Origin of the sequence: Evansella sp. AB-rgal1, from assembly GCF_041820985.1 — a bacterium.
GTDB lineage: Bacteria > Bacillota > Bacilli > Bacillales > Salisediminibacteriaceae > Evansella.
Genome location: NZ_JBGUAU010000027.1, coordinates 1 through 17,898, shown reverse-complemented (window position 1 = coordinate 17,898; position 17,898 = coordinate 1). Strand labels below are relative to the sequence as shown.

At 35.9% G+C, this 17,898-nt stretch carries 18 protein-coding genes and 1 riboswitch; of the genes, 11 read left to right on the top strand and 7 right to left on the bottom strand.

The features are described from left to right. Positions 1 to 33: 33 nt before the first annotated feature. Complete coding sequence (locus tag ACERII_RS19705) at positions 34 to 477, bottom strand: DUF5392 family protein (RefSeq protein ID WP_373644591.1); 444 nt, start codon at positions 475 to 477, stop codon at positions 34 to 36. Between the two features lie 304 nt (positions 478 to 781). Here ACERII_RS19705 and ACERII_RS19700 point away from each other — a divergent pair, with 304 nt between their 5' ends. Beyond that, positions 782 to 1,408 carry an FMN-dependent NADH-azoreductase gene (locus ACERII_RS19700; protein WP_373644589.1) on the top strand — a complete coding sequence of 209 codons (627 nt, stop codon included), beginning with the start codon at positions 782 to 784 and terminating at the stop codon, positions 1,406 to 1,408. Positions 1,409 to 1,709: 301 nt separating this feature from the next. Here the strand turns inward: ACERII_RS19700 and ACERII_RS19695 are convergent, their stop codons facing one another. Beyond that, a complete protein-coding gene (locus ACERII_RS19695; protein ID WP_373644587.1) occupies positions 1,710 to 1,877 on the bottom strand; it encodes a hypothetical protein in 168 nt (55 codons plus the stop codon). Positions 1,878 to 2,019: 142 nt separating this feature from the next. Then, positions 2,020 to 2,170: riboswitch (cyclic di-AMP (ydaO/yuaA leader) on the top strand. 300 nt (positions 2,171 to 2,470) lie between these two features. On the opposite strand from ACERII_RS19695, the gene ACERII_RS19690 reads away from it, so the two are divergent. The 3 genes from ACERII_RS19690 (at position 2,471) to ACERII_RS19680 (ending at position 5,478) form a co-directional block, all read left to right on the top strand. Beyond that, positions 2,471 to 3,823 (top strand): TrkH family potassium uptake protein, encoded by a 1,353-nt coding sequence (locus ACERII_RS19690; protein WP_373644585.1) that lies wholly within the window; start codon positions 2,471 to 2,473, stop codon positions 3,821 to 3,823. A gap of 403 nt (positions 3,824 to 4,226) precedes the next feature. Beyond that, entirely contained in the window at positions 4,227 to 5,189 is a 963-nt protein-coding gene (pfkA, locus tag ACERII_RS19685) for a 6-phosphofructokinase (protein WP_373644583.1), read from the top strand. 85 nt (positions 5,190 to 5,274) lie between these two features. Next, positions 5,275 to 5,478: a hypothetical protein gene (locus ACERII_RS19680; RefSeq protein WP_373644581.1), complete on the top strand. Its 204-nt coding sequence runs from the start codon at positions 5,275 to 5,277 to the stop codon at positions 5,476 to 5,478. Positions 5,479 to 5,547: 69 nt separating this feature from the next. Here ACERII_RS19680 and gdhA read toward each other — a convergent pair whose 3' ends face one another. Then, positions 5,548 to 6,930, bottom strand: coding sequence for an NADP-specific glutamate dehydrogenase (gene gdhA, locus ACERII_RS19675; protein WP_373644579.1), 1,383 nt, complete (start codon positions 6,928 to 6,930; stop codon positions 5,548 to 5,550). A 211-nt stretch (positions 6,931 to 7,141) separates the two neighbouring features. Between gdhA and gltC the strand changes: the two genes are divergently transcribed. After that, on the top strand, positions 7,142 to 8,047 hold the full coding sequence (gene gltC / locus ACERII_RS19670) for a glutamate biosynthesis transcriptional regulator GltC (protein WP_373644577.1): 906 nt from the start codon (positions 7,142 to 7,144) through the stop codon (positions 8,045 to 8,047). Positions 8,048 to 8,113: 66 nt separating this feature from the next. Here gltC and ACERII_RS19665 read toward each other — a convergent pair whose 3' ends face one another. Beyond that, on the bottom strand, positions 8,114 to 8,656 hold the full coding sequence (locus ACERII_RS19665; protein ID WP_373644575.1) for a YkoP family protein: 543 nt from the start codon (positions 8,654 to 8,656) through the stop codon (positions 8,114 to 8,116). A gap of 284 nt (positions 8,657 to 8,940) precedes the next feature. On the opposite strand from ACERII_RS19665, the gene bglB reads away from it, so the two are divergent. Continuing rightward, entirely contained in the window at positions 8,941 to 10,038 is a 1,098-nt protein-coding gene (bglB, locus tag ACERII_RS19660) for a beta-galactosidase BglB (RefSeq protein WP_373644573.1), read from the top strand. A gap of 35 nt (positions 10,039 to 10,073) precedes the next feature. Here the strand turns inward: bglB and ACERII_RS19655 are convergent, their stop codons facing one another. Further along, the gene (locus ACERII_RS19655; RefSeq protein WP_373644571.1) at positions 10,074 to 10,253 is read right to left on the bottom strand and encodes a hypothetical protein; all 180 of its coding nucleotides are present in this window, start codon (positions 10,251 to 10,253) and stop codon (positions 10,074 to 10,076) included. A 368-nt stretch (positions 10,254 to 10,621) separates the two neighbouring features. Between ACERII_RS19655 and ACERII_RS19650 the strand changes: the two genes are divergently transcribed. The 4 genes from ACERII_RS19650 to ACERII_RS19635 all read left to right on the top strand — a co-directional run bounded on the left by ACERII_RS19650 (position 10,622) and on the right by ACERII_RS19635 (position 13,980). Further along, positions 10,622 to 11,887, top strand: a complete 1,266-nt coding sequence (locus tag ACERII_RS19650; RefSeq protein WP_373644569.1) for a C40 family peptidase — start codon at positions 10,622 to 10,624, stop codon at positions 11,885 to 11,887. Positions 11,888 to 12,212: 325 nt separating this feature from the next. Beyond that, a complete protein-coding gene (locus tag ACERII_RS19645) occupies positions 12,213 to 12,707 on the top strand; it encodes an RNA polymerase sigma factor (RefSeq protein ID WP_373644567.1) in 495 nt (164 codons plus the stop codon). Further along, positions 12,697 to 13,272 (top strand): hypothetical protein, encoded by a 576-nt coding sequence (locus ACERII_RS19640; RefSeq protein ID WP_373644565.1) that lies wholly within the window; start codon positions 12,697 to 12,699, stop codon positions 13,270 to 13,272. The genes ACERII_RS19645 and ACERII_RS19640 overlap by 11 nt, the downstream gene beginning before the upstream one ends. 6 nt (positions 13,273 to 13,278) lie before the next feature. Continuing rightward, positions 13,279 to 13,980, top strand: coding sequence for a YfjL-like protein (locus ACERII_RS19635; protein WP_373644563.1), 702 nt, complete (start codon positions 13,279 to 13,281; stop codon positions 13,978 to 13,980). A gap of 291 nt (positions 13,981 to 14,271) precedes the next feature. Here ACERII_RS19635 and trhA read toward each other — a convergent pair whose 3' ends face one another. Beyond that, on the bottom strand, positions 14,272 to 14,919 hold the full coding sequence (trhA, locus tag ACERII_RS19630) for a PAQR family membrane homeostasis protein TrhA (RefSeq protein WP_373644561.1): 648 nt from the start codon (positions 14,917 to 14,919) through the stop codon (positions 14,272 to 14,274). Between the two features lie 138 nt (positions 14,920 to 15,057). Here trhA and ACERII_RS19625 point away from each other — a divergent pair, with 138 nt between their 5' ends. Beyond that, complete coding sequence (locus ACERII_RS19625) at positions 15,058 to 15,630, top strand: DUF1836 domain-containing protein (protein ID WP_373644559.1); 573 nt, start codon at positions 15,058 to 15,060, stop codon at positions 15,628 to 15,630. Between the two features lie 122 nt (positions 15,631 to 15,752). Here the strand turns inward: ACERII_RS19625 and ACERII_RS19620 are convergent, their stop codons facing one another. Next, positions 15,753 to 17,159, bottom strand: a complete 1,407-nt coding sequence (locus ACERII_RS19620; protein WP_373644653.1) for a Na+/H+ antiporter NhaC family protein — start codon at positions 17,157 to 17,159, stop codon at positions 15,753 to 15,755. Positions 17,160 to 17,898 lie beyond the last annotated feature (739 nt).

Genomic DNA, 17,898 nt, shown 5'->3' with positions numbered 1-17,898 from the left:
AGCTAACTCAAACCTAGCTAAATCATTCCTTCGTTATTTACCCAAATGCTTATTAGTATTTTCCTCTTGTTGCAAAAACTCCAAAAAGATTGCAACGGATTTATATGGCTCAGAATGTAGTTGATCCAAGTATTTCTCCTTGGAGTAATCATTTATGACTTCACTTTTCTTAATGCGTTTCTCGATATATTCAAAACTTGTATTGTGAATTTCTTTATTATAGTACTTTGATTCTTTAAAGAATGCCATTCCAACAGCACCAGTGACACAGAAGATGAGTACCATCATGCCAATTTCAGCATTCGATGGAGCATACGTAATTAAGAAATATAAGTTAAATATAGAGGAGAACAGTAATGGAATAGCAATAAATGTAAATATCATGCTTTTCTTTGTTAAAGGTGCTATTTCCGAATGCATTTCCTCTAATTGACTCTTCACATAATTTGAACGGTTGTTTCCTCGAAATAAACTCATGTTCTTTCACATCCTTTGTATAGTTTAAAAGGCTTTATATATCATTATGAACCTATTTTTTATTTTATAGTCTCATATAAATTCATTGGAAGTATCTTCTCTTCCTTTTACAAATTTTCTACTTAGAAATTGTTAGTCTTTTTTTGCGTGATGTTTATTGTTTGACTTTCACACTTAGTATCATTATACTAATCTTTATATTTAGTATGCATAGCAACTATTTTCTTGTTGGTTGTCCTCATGCTTATTTTTAAAACAAATTGTTGCTGTAGCAACGGTTATTATATTATGGAGGTAGTTATTTATGACAAGGGTTTTATTTATTAAGGCAAATTCAAGACCAATCGAACAAGCGGTAAGTGTGAAGTTGTATCATACTTTCCTTGATGCATACAAAGCAACTCACCCAGAAGATGAAGTTACAGAGCTTGATTTGTTTGAGGAAAATCTTCCGTATTACGGATTAGATAGTATTAATGGAATGTATAAACTAGCGAATGGCTTTGAATTAACCCCATCAGAGACACAAGCTACGAATTTAGTAAATAAATATTTAGATCAGTTCTTAGCAGCGGATAAAGTAGTATTTGCATTCCCATTATGGAACTTCACTGTACCAGCAGTATTACACACGTATTTAGATTACTTAGCACAAGCAGGGAAAACGTTCCGCTATACACCAGAAGGACCAGTTGGTTTATTAACGGATAAAAAAGCTGTTCTATTGAATGCAAGAGGTGGAGTGTACTCCGAAGGTCCTGCTCAAGCTTCAGAAATGGCAGTAAATTATGTATCAACAATGTTAAACTTCTGGGGAGTAAAAGATATCACTTCGGTAATCATCGAAGGACATAACCAATTCCCGGATCAAGCAGAAGAAATTATTCAAAAAGGTTTAGACGAAGCTGTTTCTGTTGCGAAGCAAGCATAAGTAAAATAAGTAGGGCTGTTCCCAAAAGTCATCTAATTGATGATTTTTGTTTGGAACAGCTTTTTTACTAGGTCCATTTGTAGGCGCAACAGACAGAGGTAGTGCCTACCCAGGCCTACGGTTAAATCCGAGAACAAACGAGAGTATGAGGGAGAAAAGTGACTAGGTCATTTTATAGGCACTACCGCAGTAGTGCCTACCTTGGCATGCGGTTAAATCCGCGAGCAGACGGGAGCATGAGGGAGAAAAATAAAAATGGTGTGCTCCAAAGGCTTAAACTTTTGAAACACACCACTTTTTTCTAGTTTTTTTCGTTATGTACATAAGGAAAGTAAGGGTGCTTTGGGTAAATTGTGTTCGGAAATAAATTTGGTTTACTCACATAGTCTTGTTGACTCGCATTCTTTAATGGTTGAATAAACTGAAGTCCACTTCCATCGAAATAAGGTAATTTCTCTTCTAATTTCATTATGATCAGCCACCCTTTTTGTTAGTATCTACTCACATTAATTATAAGTAAGAGATAGTACTTTTGTCACTAAATTGTTGAAAATATTTCTATTGACAGTGTCGTGAACTAGGAGTAAATTACGATTATAAAAGTAAATAAAAACCTTATATCGCTGAATTTGTTATACAAAACGGAGGAACCACTTTGGTAAAGAGGAAGAACTCTTTATCTTGGGGTGAATCATTTTTATGAAGGGGTACTCTCAACTCCTAATCCGACAGCTAACTTCGTAAGCGTTACAAAGGGAACAGAAGAAAACTTATATTTATACTTTACGAATATGTAGAGTTGCTAAAGGGTTAAAGTATAAAAAACTTCGGTTTTCGTTATGGTAGACTGGGTGACTAACTACTTTACCATTTATTTCCTGTTCTTATTTCAAGAGAGAAGGTCTGATTCAGACTCTTCTTTAAGGCGCAAAGAAAAGGGGAAACTCAAAACCTACCTTTTTAATGCCCTACATCGAGATTAGTCTTTTTTGTATTTGAGGAGATGAACAAAGTGGATAAAGCATTAGCGTATATTAGCACAAAACAAGGTAATAGTGAGTTATGGTGAACTTTGGAGTAACGAAAGTCAATTCGATAAAGTTAACTTCTGTACAAATAATCGTGATATTCTATGTTGCTGCCGTTTTCTTATCTACGATTCTTTTAAGCTTACCAATTGCGTTAAATCCAGGTGTAGAATGGTCGTTCATTAATGCTATTTTTACTGCAGTCAGTGCCATAAGTGTTACAGGATTAACCGTTGTTTCCACTGCAGAAACGTTCAGCGTAACAGGTGTCTTTATTCTAGCTTTTATTCTTCAGTTTGGTGGTATAGGAATAATGACTCTTGGTACCTTTATTTGGGTTCTTTTAGGAAGGAAAATTGGTTTTCGCGAAAGACAATTAATAATGACGGATCAAAATCGGCACACCTTTTCAGGACTTGTTCAACTAATGCTCCAAATATTACTATTATTTTTAATAATTGAAGCAATTGGAACAGTGATATTAGGTACTTACTTTCTAAACTATTATCCAACTTGGCAAGAGGCTTATTTACAAGGTTTCTTTGGGGCTGTAAGTGCCGCAACGAATGCTGGTTTTGATATTACAGGGGAGTCCTTGGCACCTTTTGCAAAAGATTATTTTGTCCAATCTATAAATATGCTTCTGTTAATATTCGGAGCAATAGGTTTTCCCGTTTTATTAGAAATAAAAGAGAGTATGAGATCAAGAGAAAAATTTCACTTCTCTTTATTTACAAAAATTACAACAATCACTTTTTTCATTTTAGTTCTTATTGGAACACTTTTGATTTATTATTTTGATAGAAGTCATTTTTTCACGGATAAGTCTTGGCATGAATCCCTTTTCTTTGCACTCTTTCAATCTGTTACAACGAGAAATGGTGGTTTAGCAACAATGGATGTAAGTGAGTTTACCGTTTCTACTCAATTGGTCCAAAGTCTTCTTATGTTTATTGGTGCTTCACCTAGCAGTGTTGGCGGAGGGATTAGAACTACAACATTTGCTATTGCCATTTTAGCGATTTTTGCATTTGCTCGTGGCAGACAATCGGTGAAGATATTTAAACGGGAGATAGATACAGAGGATATTATGAAATCCTTTGTGGTAATCTCAGTTGCGGTTATGCTCTGTGGAACTGCGGTAATACTTCTAGCCAATACGGAATCATTTCCTCTAATGGCAATTGTTTATGAAGTGAGCTCCGCCTTCGGAACAACAGGGTTATCTATGGGGATTACTCCCGAGCTAAGTACTCCTGGCAAGATTGTGATTATCTTCCTCATGTTTATTGGGAGAATAGGAATCTTTTCCTTTCTATTTATCATTCGAGGAAAAACAACGACAGAACTATATCATTACCCAAAAGAGAGAGTTATTATCGGGTAAATGAAGTTTCCTTCAGGGGCAACACGTCTGCCAATGAAATAGTTGTACGTTGTTGATTAATGAGGATACGTCTTGAAGTAGATAAGTACTATGTACATCCTTTAGAATGAGTGGAAACCATATAGCTCATCAGCGCACCTAGGAAAGAGAGCTTGCAGTAGCGAAGGGAACATAATCATACACAATTAGTATCCTTTATAGTTTGATTCAATTTTAAAAGGGGTATTTTGAGGATATCACCTTAAACATATAAAATTTCGTAATATCCGATTTCAAATAATAACATGAAGTAATAAATTAACAGTATTGTGGATAATTTAAGTATGGACTGTATCTAAGTATCGTGTAATTTTTGACAAATAGTACATACAAATAATACTTTCACTTAAAAGGAGTGGTTTCTTTGAAAAGAGTTGCTGTGATGACAAGTGGTGGAGATTCACCAGGAATGAATGCGGCTGTTAGAGCTGTAACGAAAAAAGCAATTTACCATAATCTTGATGTCTATGGTGTATACAGAGGCTATGAAGGATTAATGGAAGGAGATATAAAAAAGTTAGAGCTAAAGGATGTTGGTAGTATTATCCATCGTGGCGGAACTATATTAGGAACCGCGAGAAGTGAACGATTCAAAACGGAAGAAGGGCAACAGCAAGCTTTAGAGCAACTAGCAAAGCACGATATTGATAGTCTTGTTGTTATCGGCGGAGATGGCTCGTATCGAGGTGCTCAAGCTTTACATAAAAAGGGGATTAATACAATTGGAATACCAGGTACCATAGATAACGATATAAATGGTACTGATTTCACATTAGGATTTAGTACTGCTATAAATACAGTTATTGAAGCAGTAGACCGAATTCGAGATACAGCAACATCTCATGAGAGATCCTTTGTTATAGAAGTAATGGGGAGAGATGCAGGGGATATTGCAGCTTGGTCTGGTTTAGCAACAGGAGCAGAAAGTATTTTTATCCCAGAGACCGTGATGGATAAAGCGGAGATGGTTACACGCTTGAAAAAAGGGTTTGATAGAGGAAAAAAACATAGTATCATCATTGTTGCAGAAGGCGTTGGAACTGCCGAAGAGTTTGCAACCTATATTAATGAAAATTCAGAGTATGATTCTAGGGTAACTGTTCTTGGACATATTCAGCGTGGGGGATCTCCTGTCGTGTTTGACCGAATTCTAGGCTCAAGGCTAGGGGGAAAAGCGATTGATTTATTAATGGAAGGTATTTCTGGTAAAGCTCTTGGTCTGGAAAAAAATGAGATCTCTGTTCACGATTATGACTATGTTTTTCAAAAGAAAGACCATAAAGATTTAGATGAATATATTCAATTATCTAAAGAGTTATCAATATAATAATATACTAAGTAATAAAAAAAGGTAAAACGTATGTATGGTTTTACCTTTTTTTGGGTAAAGTACTATGTGGAGGTTATATGTTATGGAAATAACGTTTAGACGAGATTTAACTCGAGATGAAAGAGAAAAAGTACGAGTATTCGTAGGATTTTACAGAGGTAATGCGACATTTATAGCAAATAGTTTCCTTGAGATTACACCGAAACATCATTTTTCAGAACAACAATTTTTAAAGACACTATATACATTAAATATCCCCATACAAAACGTCGATGCTACGAGGTAACATCGACGTTGTTTATTTTATTTAAGACAAAGTTTTTAATTGTATATCTAAAACTAGGTCTTTGCCTTCTTAGATAACTCCTTGAGAAATCATTGCATCTGCGACTTTTGTAAATCCAGAAATGTTTGCGCCTACGATAAAGTTACCTGGCACATCATACTCTGCTGCAGATCGTTTGCTGCTTTCATAAATGTCTTTCATAATTTCTTGAAGTTTATTGTCCACATCTTCAAAGCTCCAACTAATTCTACCGCTATTTTGTGCCATCTCTAGAGCGGAAACAGACACGCCACCAGCATTTGCTGCTTTTGCTGGTCCAAATAGTACATCGTTTTCTAAGAAAACAGAAATTGCTTCTAACGTAGAAGGCATATTAGCTCCTTCACCAATTGCTTTTACATTATTCGCAACAAGTTGTTTTGCAGCTGCTTCATCAATTTCGTTCTGAGTTGCACAAGGCAATGCAATATCACAAGGGATAGACCAGATTCCAGCACATCCTTCGTGGTATTCGGCTTCAGGATGGTGATTTACGTATTCGGATATTCGTTTATATTCTACTTCTTTTAATTGTTTGACTGTATCTAAGTTAATGCCATTTTTGTCATAGATATATCCGCTGGAGTCACTACATGCCACAACCTTTGCACCTAATTGAACTGCTTTTTCTATAGCATAAATAGAAACGTTTCCAGACCCAGATACAATTACTGTACTTCCTGAAAAACTAAGTCCTTTATCTTTTAACATTTCATCTACAAAGTATACTGTTCCATAACCAGTAGCTTCTTTTCGTCCTAGACTGCCTCCATAACCAACACCTTTACCAGTAAGGACGCCTGCTTCGTAACCGCCACGGATCTTTTTATACTGACCAAATAAGTAACCAATTTCTCTCGCACCTACACCGATATCACCAGCTGGAATATCCGTATCTGGTCCGATATATTTAGAAAGCTCCGTCATAAAGCTTTGAGTGAAGCGCATTATTTCCCCATCAGACTTCCCTTTTGGATCAAAATCTGCTCCACCTTTTCCTCCACCAATAGGTTGACCAGTGAGAGCATTTTTAAAAATTTGCTCAAATCCTAGAAACTTGATAATACTTGCATTTACAGATGGGTGAAACCGAAGTCCACCTTTATATGGTCCAATCGCACTATTATATTGTACGCGGAATCCACGGTTTACTTTTACGTTTCCTTGATCATCGACCCAAGGTACACGAAAGCTTATCATTCTTTCTGGCTCAACAATTCTTTCAAGAATACCATGGTGGATATATTTAGTGTTTTTCGTAAGAACTGGTATTAAGGAATCAAAAACTTCTTTTACAGCTTGATGGAATTCAACTTCATTGGGGTTTCTCTTCTTTACTTGTTCAAAAACATCATTTACATACTCTTTCACAATTGTTACTTCTGCTTGTTCCGTTTTTACTAAAATCGCCATCTAATTTACCCCTCCATTTAATGTTCACTAACTTTTTTATAATAAACTTTGATTATAAATCTCTTAGAAATAGCTAATTTGTAAGAGGAATTAACGTTCATGTGTTAGATTTTCCGTTAAGGTTGATTTTATTATTAAAAAATGATCTAATCAATATAAAGAATAGATAAGAATGATGCCAAAAAGAGATTGATGTTAAATGGAGGAAAGAATGGAACTTAGACAAATCACCTATTTCATGGAGGTTGCAAAACTAGAACACGTGACAAAAGCAGCAGAATCGTTACATGTTGCCCAATCAGCTGTAAGTAGACAAATTTACAACCTTGAAAAAGAGCTAGGAGTAGATTTGTTTATTCGTGAAGGGCGTAATGTGAGATTAACCCCGATTGGAAGGGTATTCTTAGAACGAATGAAGCAAGCAACGAATGTAATACATGATGCTACTCGAGAAGTAAAAGAATACTTGGACCCGGAAAAAGGAACCGTGAGAATTGCCTTTCCTATCAGTATGGCGGCATATACATTACCTACTGCAATTTCTGCTTTTCGAGAACTATATCCAGAAGCGAAGTTTCAATTGAAACAAGCTTTATATCATGAGTTAATGGACGGTGTAGAGAAGGGGGATTTCAACCTCGCATTAATTGGTCCTGTACCTAAACAACGCGAAAAAATAAAATGTAGTATTTTGTTTACCGAAAATATTGTTGCTTTGTTACCGATCAAGCATCCACTTGCAGAAAGACCATTTTTAACATTACCAGAACTGAAAGATGAGCCGTTTATTTTATTACCAGAAGGCTTTGTTTTCCGAAACATGGTAGTGAACGCTTGTAAACAGGTTGGGTTTGAACCAAGGGTGGCATTTGAAGGTGATGATATTGATGCATTGAAGGGTCTTGTGTCAGCTAGCTTAGGTATAACCCTTATGCCAGAAGTAACATTAATAGATAATTTACCACGATTAACTGTGAAGATCCCAATGGTAGAACCACGAGTAACAAGGTCTGTTGGAGTAATCACTCCGAAAGAAAGAGAACTACTTCCAACAGAAAAATTATTCTACGATTTTCTAAAACGATTTTTTGCTCGAATGGATAGATTTCAGAACTAAAGTGAGTACTTCAAATGGAGATGTCTTTGAAATACACACTATAGTATGGTGTAAAAGAGACAGTACTTATGTTTTCAATAATCGATCTTTTGACATAAACAAATAACTGACTTTCCTTTTTTCAAATATACTGGAGAACGATCCTGTTGACAGAATGTGAATGGGAATTTGAGAAGAGTATTTTAATAATCGATAGTACAAGTTAGGTATCGGTTTAGTGTCAAAGCCTAATCTACCAACTAGCTTGTTCAACATTGTTACTCCCCATATAGCTTTAATTTGATCATGGAGCTGATGGTTTCTTATATAGTTTGCAATGGCAGGTAATGCCTCGCTTACCATTTGGTATAACATCATGGTTCTACGTGTTTTTGATTTGATTAGAGACAAGTGTTGTAATAACCGTATGTTATGTAAATGTATTCTAACTAGATAATCTCCTTTGGTGATGATACTTCCATCTGAAAGTACTTGTTCTGGCCCACGATATTTATTAACATGAACTCGAAAAACAGGAATGTTATCTTTCGATGTAATTGTAGAAAACCTTCTAATCCTCTGATAAACAGGATCGAAATCATCCCAGATGTCAATTAGATAACCCTTCATTTTCTTCAATCTCCTCTAAATAAGGATGCTGTCAGTGTTGTGACAGTTTTCTTATACCATACATCATACTGTAAATTATATTTTTGCCAAAACAGAGCGAAACATTCTTTGCATGAGAGGAAAACAATTATTACCAACAACTATAAATCTTGTCAAAACAAGCACACTTTCTTGGTTTTATTTTTATTTATATCCGAATCTGTTGACTATTTCCAGTTTCATTCGGTACAATTACAACATATGCTTTTGAAAACGTTATTAAAAAGTGATGTGGAGGAGTTAACATGGGAGAGCTTACAATAGAAAAAAAAGAGGTACTAAAAAATATTCATTTACTAATGAATAATCTAACAACAATTAATGATAATACAGGAGAATTCCTTTTAAACTTTGATGGCTTAGTTGTTGATGACAAGAGCTGGAACGTATGGAATTGGCCACAAGGTGTTGGGTTATATGGTATCTATAAGTACTGGAGACTGACTGGAGATCAAAAAGCGTTAGACATCGTGAATGATTGGTTCGAAGCGCGTTTTGAAGAGGGAGTTCCACCGAAAAACGTGAATACAATGGCTCCTTTCCTTACGTTAGCATACTTGTACGAAGATACGAAGGATAAAACATTAATTCCGTACTTAGAAACATGGGCAGAGTGGGTTATGCATGATATGCCACGTACGAAAGAAGATGGCTTACAGCATATGACATACGGACCGGAGAATAAGAATCAGCTTTGGGACGATACATTGATGATGACTGTTCTTCCGTTAGCGAAAATTGGAGTTCTTTTTGATAGACCTGAGTATATTGAAGAAGCAAAAAAACAATTTTTGATTCATATCAAATACTTAAGTGATAGAAAAACGGGTCTTTGGTTCCACGGGTGGACGTTTGAAGAAAATCATAACTACGCAGAAGCGTTATGGGCAAGAGGTAACTGCTGGATCACGATCGCTATTCCAGAGATTATTGAGATACTAGATCTAAAAGAAGGGGATTTCTTCCGAGACTTTTTAGTAGATACCCTTACAAGACAAATTGAAGCTCTAGCAAAATATCAAGATGAAAGTGGTTTATGGCATACATTAATAGACGACAAGACATCTTACTTGGAAGCATCTGCAACTGCTGGATTTGCTTATGGAATTTTAAAGTGTGTGCATAAGCGCTATATAAGCCAAGATTATAAAGAAGTAGCTCATAAAGCAATTCAAGGAATCATAAATGAAACTGCAGATAACGGTGCACTACAAAAGGTATCTGTTGGTACAGGTATGGGGGATAACCTGCAATTTTATAAAGATATTAAAATCACGGAAATGCCATACGGACAGTCATTAGCAGTATTGGCTTTATCTGAGTTTTTAAATTCATATATTTAATTTAGTAAAAAAGTTCTGAGATAGAATTAATTGTCTCAGAACTTTTTTGCTTCCTCATTCTCTTCCCATAACAGAGTTTCGGAATCTTCCTCATGATTAAGATCATGATGTCTACTTTCGAGGTGAAGGTATAACGTTACCGTAACAAATGAAAAAATAACTAGAAAACTAATAACGGTACGATATAATAGTCTTCTCTTTGTTTGTATGGTCATATGTTATCAATCTCCTACCATAGTAATAATATCTACCACTAATCTTAACGAATATTGTGATAATTATACTCTGAAAAGGTATCTTTAATCTTTGACTTCGATTCAGTGAGATCTTTTAACAACTGTGTGACAAATAAAGTAATAGAGTTACATGAAATATAAACGTAACATTCGTATTACATTCTTGTGATGTTGCCTTGATATACTTCTAATTGCCTAACAATGGTAAATAGTAGATTTATTTACTAGTTATAGGAATTACTAGAATACATAATGTAGGAAAAAACTACAGTAAACTGCAAATTCTACCTCGATTCTACTTACAGCATTTTTTGCAGTAATCGAAATGAAATAGGAGGAAGAGCGTGTTGACAAAAAAAGTACTGGTAATACTAATGGTAATAGTTTTTATCGTAGGAAATTTCACATTACTTCCTGTAGCATTTGCAGACAACACCAATGATCTACAAAATCAACGTTCTCTCATACAGGAAGAACGTACGAGTATTCAAGAAGAATTATCAGAAACAGAGCAAGAATTACTAGAAACATTGCTTGAAATGGAACAACTACAGGAGCAAATAGATCGAGTGATAGAGGCTATATCAGACAATCAAGAAATGATAGTAGAAACAGAAGATAATATGGGAATACTAGAACTAGAATTAGAGCAATTGGAAGATGAGATAGAGTATTTTCAAAGAGATATCGATGTACGCTTTGATTTATTACAACAACGAGCGGTTTCTTATCATAAAAGCGGTGGGAACATAAGTTATTTACAGGTAATTCTAGGATCCAAAGGTTTTGGAGATTTAGTAGAACGAGTTTTTGCCATCTATAAAGTAGCGAAAGCAGATACAGATTTATTAGCTCAATATGAAAAAAGTATAGAACAGCTGGAAGAGAAGCAATCTTTAGCCGAAGGAAAAATGGTTGAAATGGAAGAACTTTTTACAGAATTAGTTGGAATGCAGCATCACTTAACGGAGCAACAAGATCAAAATGAAGAATTAGTAGCAATGTTACAAGAGAAGGAGAGTGAGTATAAAGAAACTCTTGTAGCTTTGCAAGAAAGAGATAGTGAGTTAGCTTCTCAGGAATCAGAGATGTTAGCTAGAATTAACGAAGCGAGAGAACGTGAAAGAGTCCGTCTTGCTGAAGCTTCCACCCAAACGGTGCGCAATGCAGAAACTACAAATGTTGCTGCAACATCATCCATTCAACAAGTTTCTAGGACTACTGGTGGATCTGTTACTGACGTTATTAATGCAGGGAAAAAATACATAGGAAACTCTGTATACGTTTTTGGTGGTGGTAGAACAGCTTATGATATTCAAAATGGTAGATTCGATTGTTCTGGCTTCGTACGTTGGGCATATTCGCAAATCGGAGTTAACTTAAGTTATAGCGCAAGGTCCATGGTGAACGATGGACGTCGTGTTTCTACTAGTGAAATGAGACCAGGTGACCTAGTTTTCTTTGATACATATCGAACAGATGGTCACGTAGGTATTTATGTTGGTGGAGGCCAGTTTATCGGCTCCCAAAGTGGTGGAGTTACAATAGTGAGTATGAACAGTGGCTACTGGAAAAATACATTTAATGGTCGCGTTGTGAGGGTTGTTGAATAAATAGAATGAAACAATATACCCGCTATGAGGATACTCATAGCGGGTTTTCGTTTTTTGAGGGGATCTTACTTACTTATTAAATGCTATGTTAAGGAACAATGTAGATTTTTATAGAAGGTGTGCGAGACCCCACAGGGAGGTATCGACCGAGGCGGTTTGCATATCGTTCAAAGGAACGAGATCAACCTGGAGTAAAAATCAACATCAATTTTTATAGACCCTTTTAAAAAATGTATATTTTTTTTGTAACAAAAAGGAATTTCATGGTACTAATGTAGTGAGAAGTAATAGATTATCCTTCTAGCTAAGCCTAGGGATGGAGGAAATGATGAAACTGGAGGAAGTGTATAATCAAATTCAACCAAATATATACGCTTTTTTTTACGCCAAAACAAACAACAAAGAAATATCTGAAGACTTAACCCAGGAAGTTTTCTATGAAGCTATAAAGAGCTTTGCTACTTTTTCTGGGAACGCGACGATGAAAACATGGCTATTCTCTATTGCGAAAAACATGCTTAGAAAATTTTATCGATCGAAGAAGTATAAAGAAATGCTAGAATCAAAAATTCAACAGGAACGAAAAGATTCAGAATCAGTAGAAGAGAATGTTGTCAAAAAGGAGGAAGGGGAACTACTTAGAAGTCTCATAACCAATTTAGAAGAACATTCAAAGGAAGTAGTAATCTTACGTGCATATGGGGAATTATCCTTTCAAGAAATTGGTGTACTTTTAAATAAAAGTGAAAATTATGCAAGAGTGACATTTCATAGAGCCAAGCTAAAACTTCATAAGGAGTTGAAGAAGTATGAAGGATAAACAACGATCTCATATTTTTCAAGATTTGTTACCTTTGTATCATGAAGGGTTATTAAGTAATGAAACCAAATCATGGCTAGAGGAGCAAATAGAAGGTAATTCGGAATACGAAGAACTATTGAATATGACAAATGAATCTTTACCTGTTAATGACATTGAGTCACCAATTAATAATGAAAAGATGTTTCAACGAATAAATCAAAAGTTATCTCTTTATCAAATTATTTTTGTTGCCATTTCCTTTATTCTAGCTATTCAAACATCTATATTAAACGAAAGCTTTGGCTTTATCCTGTCCTATTCAGTATTAGGCTTAGTCTCCTACCTGTTTTATAAAAACATGAAAATTGTTTTCTTTATCTCTTTTATTCCCATATTTATGTGGCAAATAGGAATTACCATTTCGGATATTCGTAGCGGATCCCTGATTGGAGATGTTAGTAATATCGCAGCTATTTGGTACATTTTATCTGGTGCGGTCTTGATGTCGATTATCCATTACGTATTTGCGTTTATAGGAAGTATCATAGGTTTACTCATTTTGAAACTGAAGGAAAAGGAGTGATATTTTATGAAGGTGAAAAAATGGATTTATAGCATTCTCATTGTTGTTTTGTCAACAATAGTGTTAGTTCTATATACTGGTTTTAATGGAAATCCAATTAGTAAATTTATTGCGGAAAAATCATTGAGTAATCACCTAGAAGAGACGTATCCAGATAGAGAGTTTCGTATAAAGGAAGGATTTCATAACTTTAAAATAAGTGGCTATGAATTCAACGTTGTGGAAATAGGAAGTGGCATAGAATTTGATTTTACAATGAATGGTGATTTTATTCCGAGACTTGGGCTTGATGGAGTTCGTCAGAGTCAACTTGATAGGAGACTCATGGAGAGATTGAGTGATGAAGCGGAAGAAGAGATGACCACTTTATTAGCAGACGAAATAAACACTCTCAAAAGGATCGATGTAAATGTGGAAGTGTTAAAAGGGCAATTACCCAATGATGTTGTATGGGATAAGGATTTACCATTTGATAATCAGCTAACTATTTACATCTTGTTAGATCTCTCTGATCTGAAAAAAGAAGAATTTTTTCACATCGCACAGAATGTTCAAGAGAAATTAAACAAAGAAGGCTACGATTATGAGCGAGTGATAATTGATGGAAATGTGTTTGAAAATGAACAGGATGATTATGGCTATGTGAAGTATGCACTTGGTTTTCATAAGACGGAGAAATTGAAAGAGAAGGATATCAAAGAGTTTTAAAAAATGCGGTGGGGGTTCACCTCTTGTAAGATGAGCTCAATATCTAGACAGGCACGGCATTTACAGTTGAGAGAACTTTTTAGCTTTTGAAGTGTAGGACCTGCGTTTATCAGGTAAATTCATTGCTAAGTAGATACACAACCTTCAAGGAAAAAGATAACTCTCTAGTTCATTCTAGAGAGTTATCCCATTTTTTTAGGTGTGGTTTGAAGTGACATCTTCTATTTAGTGGAAGATAATGTGGTCCTGGTCCTTTACACTCGCTATTTCCGTTATACTGTAACAGCATTCTTAGATAACATACAAAAACACAGATAAGAAGTGCGCAAAGCTTCCTAGAAGGATAAATATATGAAATATTTCATGGAACCCCATATACTTGAAAGCTAACCATTTTGGCTTCAAACCGTAAATGACCCCGCCAATGGTGTATAAAACCCCACCAACGATTAATAAAACAAGCCCGTTTGAATGAATGACATTACTAAGAGGAGCGCTAAAGAAAATGACGATCCATCCCATAGCTATATAAAGTGTAGTGGAAAGCCAACGTGGGCAGTGAAACCATACAAGCTTAAACACTACTCCAAACAGGGCGAGACTTGTAATGATTGAAAAGAGCACCCATCCAGTTACACCACGCAAGCTAATTAAACAAAAAGGAGTATAGGTTCCAGCAATTAAGATGTAAATCATGGAGTGATCAATTCTCCGCAAAAAAGCAATTACTTTATCTCGAGCTATGACCATGTGATACGTAGCTGAAGCAGCATAAAGTAAAATCATACTTATCCCAAATATAATCACAGCAGTAATATGAAGAGGGTTGGGCGTTGTGATAGATACTTTTATTACCATTGCAAGTAATCCGATAAAAGCCAAGATAGCACCAGCTAAGTGTGTTAATCCATTTATAGGTTCACGAATATAAGTGTTCATTAAACAATACCTCCATATACGTTATGTAGTTTACGATACTACATATAATAATACATGCGTTTTCAAATGCGGTCAACCGTTTACTTGTATTAAATAGTTCCGTATAATTGTAATATGTCAATGTGATAGGAGATTATCATGGAAAAAATGAAAGAACTTATTGAAACAATGGGGTTAGAAACAAATATAGCGATTGAGGATATTCCGAGTATTGATTTATATATGGATCAAGTTATCCAATTATTTGAAAACAATTGTAAGAATACCAAAAGAAACGATGACGAAAAAGTACTTACGAAAACAATGATAAACAACTATGCAAAGGGGAAACTTTTTTTTCCAATTGAAAACAAGAAATACTCAAAGGAACATATCATTCTCATTAGTCTTATTTATCAAATGAAGGGCGCATTATCTATAGGCGACATTAAGAAAACACTGGAGCCTCTAAACAAGAACTATGTAAATGAAAACATAGACCTGGAATCTATCTATCGAAGTTATTTAACATTGTCTGAATCCAATACTAAGAAGGTTCAAGAAGATATTCTAGACCAACATACGGAAGTTGAGAATGAGCTAGGTAAACTAGAAGGGGAAGACAAAGATTATATAGAACAGTTACTGATAATTACATCACTCATACAGATGAGCAACTTATACCGTCGCGTTGCCGAACGACTAGTGGATTCTATTGTTGAGGAAAAATAAAATGAAAAGTATATAATCTAGGACGGATCCACATAGAGTTTTGTGGATCCGTATTTTGATTACAACCTAATTTTAAATTTGACGCAGCCAAACTCCCAAGGCGTGGAGTGTTTTTTCATGGCTTAAAGGAAAAACGAAAACCCAGTATATAAAACAGTAGTGATACCAGCAGCTATTAGTGCTGGTTTTAGCTTAAATCTCGCATAGTCCATGACAGAAAGATCTAATATTTTTGCAATTGTATTTGTATCATCACTTAGTGGTGATGCAAGAGCACCGAAGGACCCGCTAGCAAAAACTGCACCCACGATTAGTGGTAAAGATACATCTGCTGATAAAGCAAGACTAATTCCTAAGGGCATTAATATCCCCCATGTACCCCAAGCAGAGCCAATAAAATAGGAAATAGCAGCTCCGAATACAAAGAGGAGAGGCGTTATTAATAAATCAGGAATCCAATCCGTGTAAGCCGTAACAAATCCTGAGAAACCTAAATCGTCTGTGACAGAGGACAATCCCCACACGACAGACAGTAGCACAATCACAGACATAAGTTCATTTCCACCATCAATAAAGCTTGTGATAAGATCATTCAACTTAAATTTTTGTAATAAAAAGAGTGCCATGGAAACAAAAACAGTAATTAATAATGCAACAACCATTGCTTGAAGAACGTTCGCACGAATAAAGGCCTCTGTTAATGTATAACCTTCTTCATTTCCATCCCACCACGTAAGGAAAAGCGTTAATCCAATAACTAAGCATACTGGGATTACCAAATTCCAAGGTTTGTTAGGGAGATCTTTGGATACAGCGGGGTGACACTCGTGCCAGTCATCCTCCTCATCTACATCTTCATCTATCTCCGTTGGTGCATCGGTGTGAGACGGGTGAAAAAAGCTCAAATAAATACCTAATAAAATAATGACAAAGGCGAAAAAGTTAAAGGGAATACTCTGAATAAATAAGGAGTATGGGTCTGTATCAATACCTGCATTTCTAGTGGATATTTGAATAACAGAAACCATATATCCTACAAAAGCTGTTGCCACAGGTATTAGTACAATGACTGGTGTTGCTGTCGTTTCTATTACGAAACCCAGCTCTTTCGTAGACATTTTTACTTTCTTTAATAGTGCTTTCATAATAGGAGCAATCGTCACAAAACGAAAGGTAGGTGCACTAAATGTCCCAATTGTTGATATATAAGTGACGATCAATGCTTGCTTTTTTGTAGTAATTTTATTAGCAGCAGTTTCCACGAAGCCTTTTATACCACCACTTACTTTAATCATTCCAATGAGCCCAGCAAAAGAATAAAGAAAGACAATAATCTTAATGTTGTTTTCGTCTATTAGTGCTTGCACTACGTAAACAAGCATTGTTTGAATTCCACCTAATATGGTGGGAGAAATAATGTAGGAGCCAACCAAGAGACCCACAATAAGTCCTGGTAGTACTTGTTTTGTGTAAATTGCGATAGGAATTACAACTAGAAAAGGAAGGATTGATAACCAGCTTGCTTCCATGACATCACCTACTAACATAGAATAATGAATCCTGTTTCTTATGATGTGAGGTTTCGTGGAGTATTATGTAAGAGAGTTTGTGTTGGTATGGGCACAACGCGTAAATACGTGTAAGTCGAGCATAGAGAAGTGCCAATTTGCCAAGAGCATTTTTAAAATACACAAAAACCGTGAGGATCGCACAGAAATGTGATTGGATCGCACAGAAATCGTGAGAATCGCACAGAACATGGTTGGATCGCACAAAAAACACGAGAATCGCACAGAACCATGGTTGGATCGCACAGAAAACACGAGTATCGCACAGAACCATGATTGGATCGCACAAAAAACGTGAGAATCGCACAGAACATGGTTGGATCGCACAAAAAACGTGAGAATCGCACAGAACCATGGTTGGATCGCACAGAAATCGCGAGTATCGCACAGAAAACGTGAGAATCGCACAGAACCATGGTTGGATCGCACAGAAATCGCGAGTATCGCACAGAACCATGGTAGGATCGCACAGAAAACGTGAGAATCGCACAGAACCATGGTAGGATCGCACAGAAAACGTGAGAATCGCACAGAACAATGCTAGGATCGCACAGAAAACACGAGTATCGCACAGAACATGGTTGGATCGCACAAAAAACGTGAGGATCGCACAGAAAACACGAGAATCGCACAGAACATGGTTGGATCGCACAAAAAACGTGAGGATCGCACAGAAAACACGAGAATCGCACAGAACCAT

Bases quoted from the DNA above. Each gene is read 5' to 3' on its own strand.
- ACERII_RS19680 (WP_373644581.1), top strand. From the start codon at position 5,275: ATGGAAATAACGTTTAGACGAGATTTAACTCGAGATGAAAGAGAAAAA.
- ACERII_RS19665 (WP_373644575.1), bottom strand. From the start codon at position 8,656: ATGAAGGGTTATCTAATTGACATCTGGGATGATTTCGATCCTGTTTAT.
- ACERII_RS19635 (WP_373644563.1), top strand. From the start codon at position 13,279: ATGAAGGTGAAAAAATGGATTTATAGCATTCTCATTGTTGTTTTGTCA.
- bglB (WP_373644573.1), top strand. From the start codon at position 8,941: ATGGGAGAGCTTACAATAGAAAAAAAAGAGGTACTAAAAAATATTCAT.
- ACERII_RS19645 (WP_373644567.1), top strand. From the start codon at position 12,213: ATGATGAAACTGGAGGAAGTGTATAATCAAATTCAACCAAATATATAC.
- ACERII_RS19625 (WP_373644559.1), top strand. From the start codon at position 15,058: ATGGAAAAAATGAAAGAACTTATTGAAACAATGGGGTTAGAAACAAAT.
- ACERII_RS19640 (WP_373644565.1), top strand. From the start codon at position 12,697: ATGAAGGATAAACAACGATCTCATATTTTTCAAGATTTGTTACCTTTG.
- ACERII_RS19620 (WP_373644653.1), bottom strand. From the start codon at position 17,159: ATGGAAGCAAGCTGGTTATCAATCCTTCCTTTTCTAGTTGTAATTCCT.
- ACERII_RS19705 (WP_373644591.1), bottom strand. From the start codon at position 477: ATGAGTTTATTTCGAGGAAACAACCGTTCAAATTATGTGAAGAGTCAA.
- gltC (WP_373644577.1), top strand. From the start codon at position 7,142: ATGGAACTTAGACAAATCACCTATTTCATGGAGGTTGCAAAACTAGAA.
- ACERII_RS19700 (WP_373644589.1), top strand. From the start codon at position 782: ATGACAAGGGTTTTATTTATTAAGGCAAATTCAAGACCAATCGAACAA.
- ACERII_RS19655 (WP_373644571.1), bottom strand. From the start codon at position 10,253: ATGACCATACAAACAAAGAGAAGACTATTATATCGTACCGTTATTAGT.
- gdhA (WP_373644579.1), bottom strand. From the start codon at position 6,930: ATGGCGATTTTAGTAAAAACGGAACAAGCAGAAGTAACAATTGTGAAA.
- ACERII_RS19695 (WP_373644587.1), bottom strand. From the start codon at position 1,877: ATGAAATTAGAAGAGAAATTACCTTATTTCGATGGAAGTGGACTTCAG.
- trhA (WP_373644561.1), bottom strand. From the start codon at position 14,919: ATGAACACTTATATTCGTGAACCTATAAATGGATTAACACACTTAGCT.
- ACERII_RS19690 (WP_373644585.1), top strand. From the start codon at position 2,471: ATGGTGAACTTTGGAGTAACGAAAGTCAATTCGATAAAGTTAACTTCT.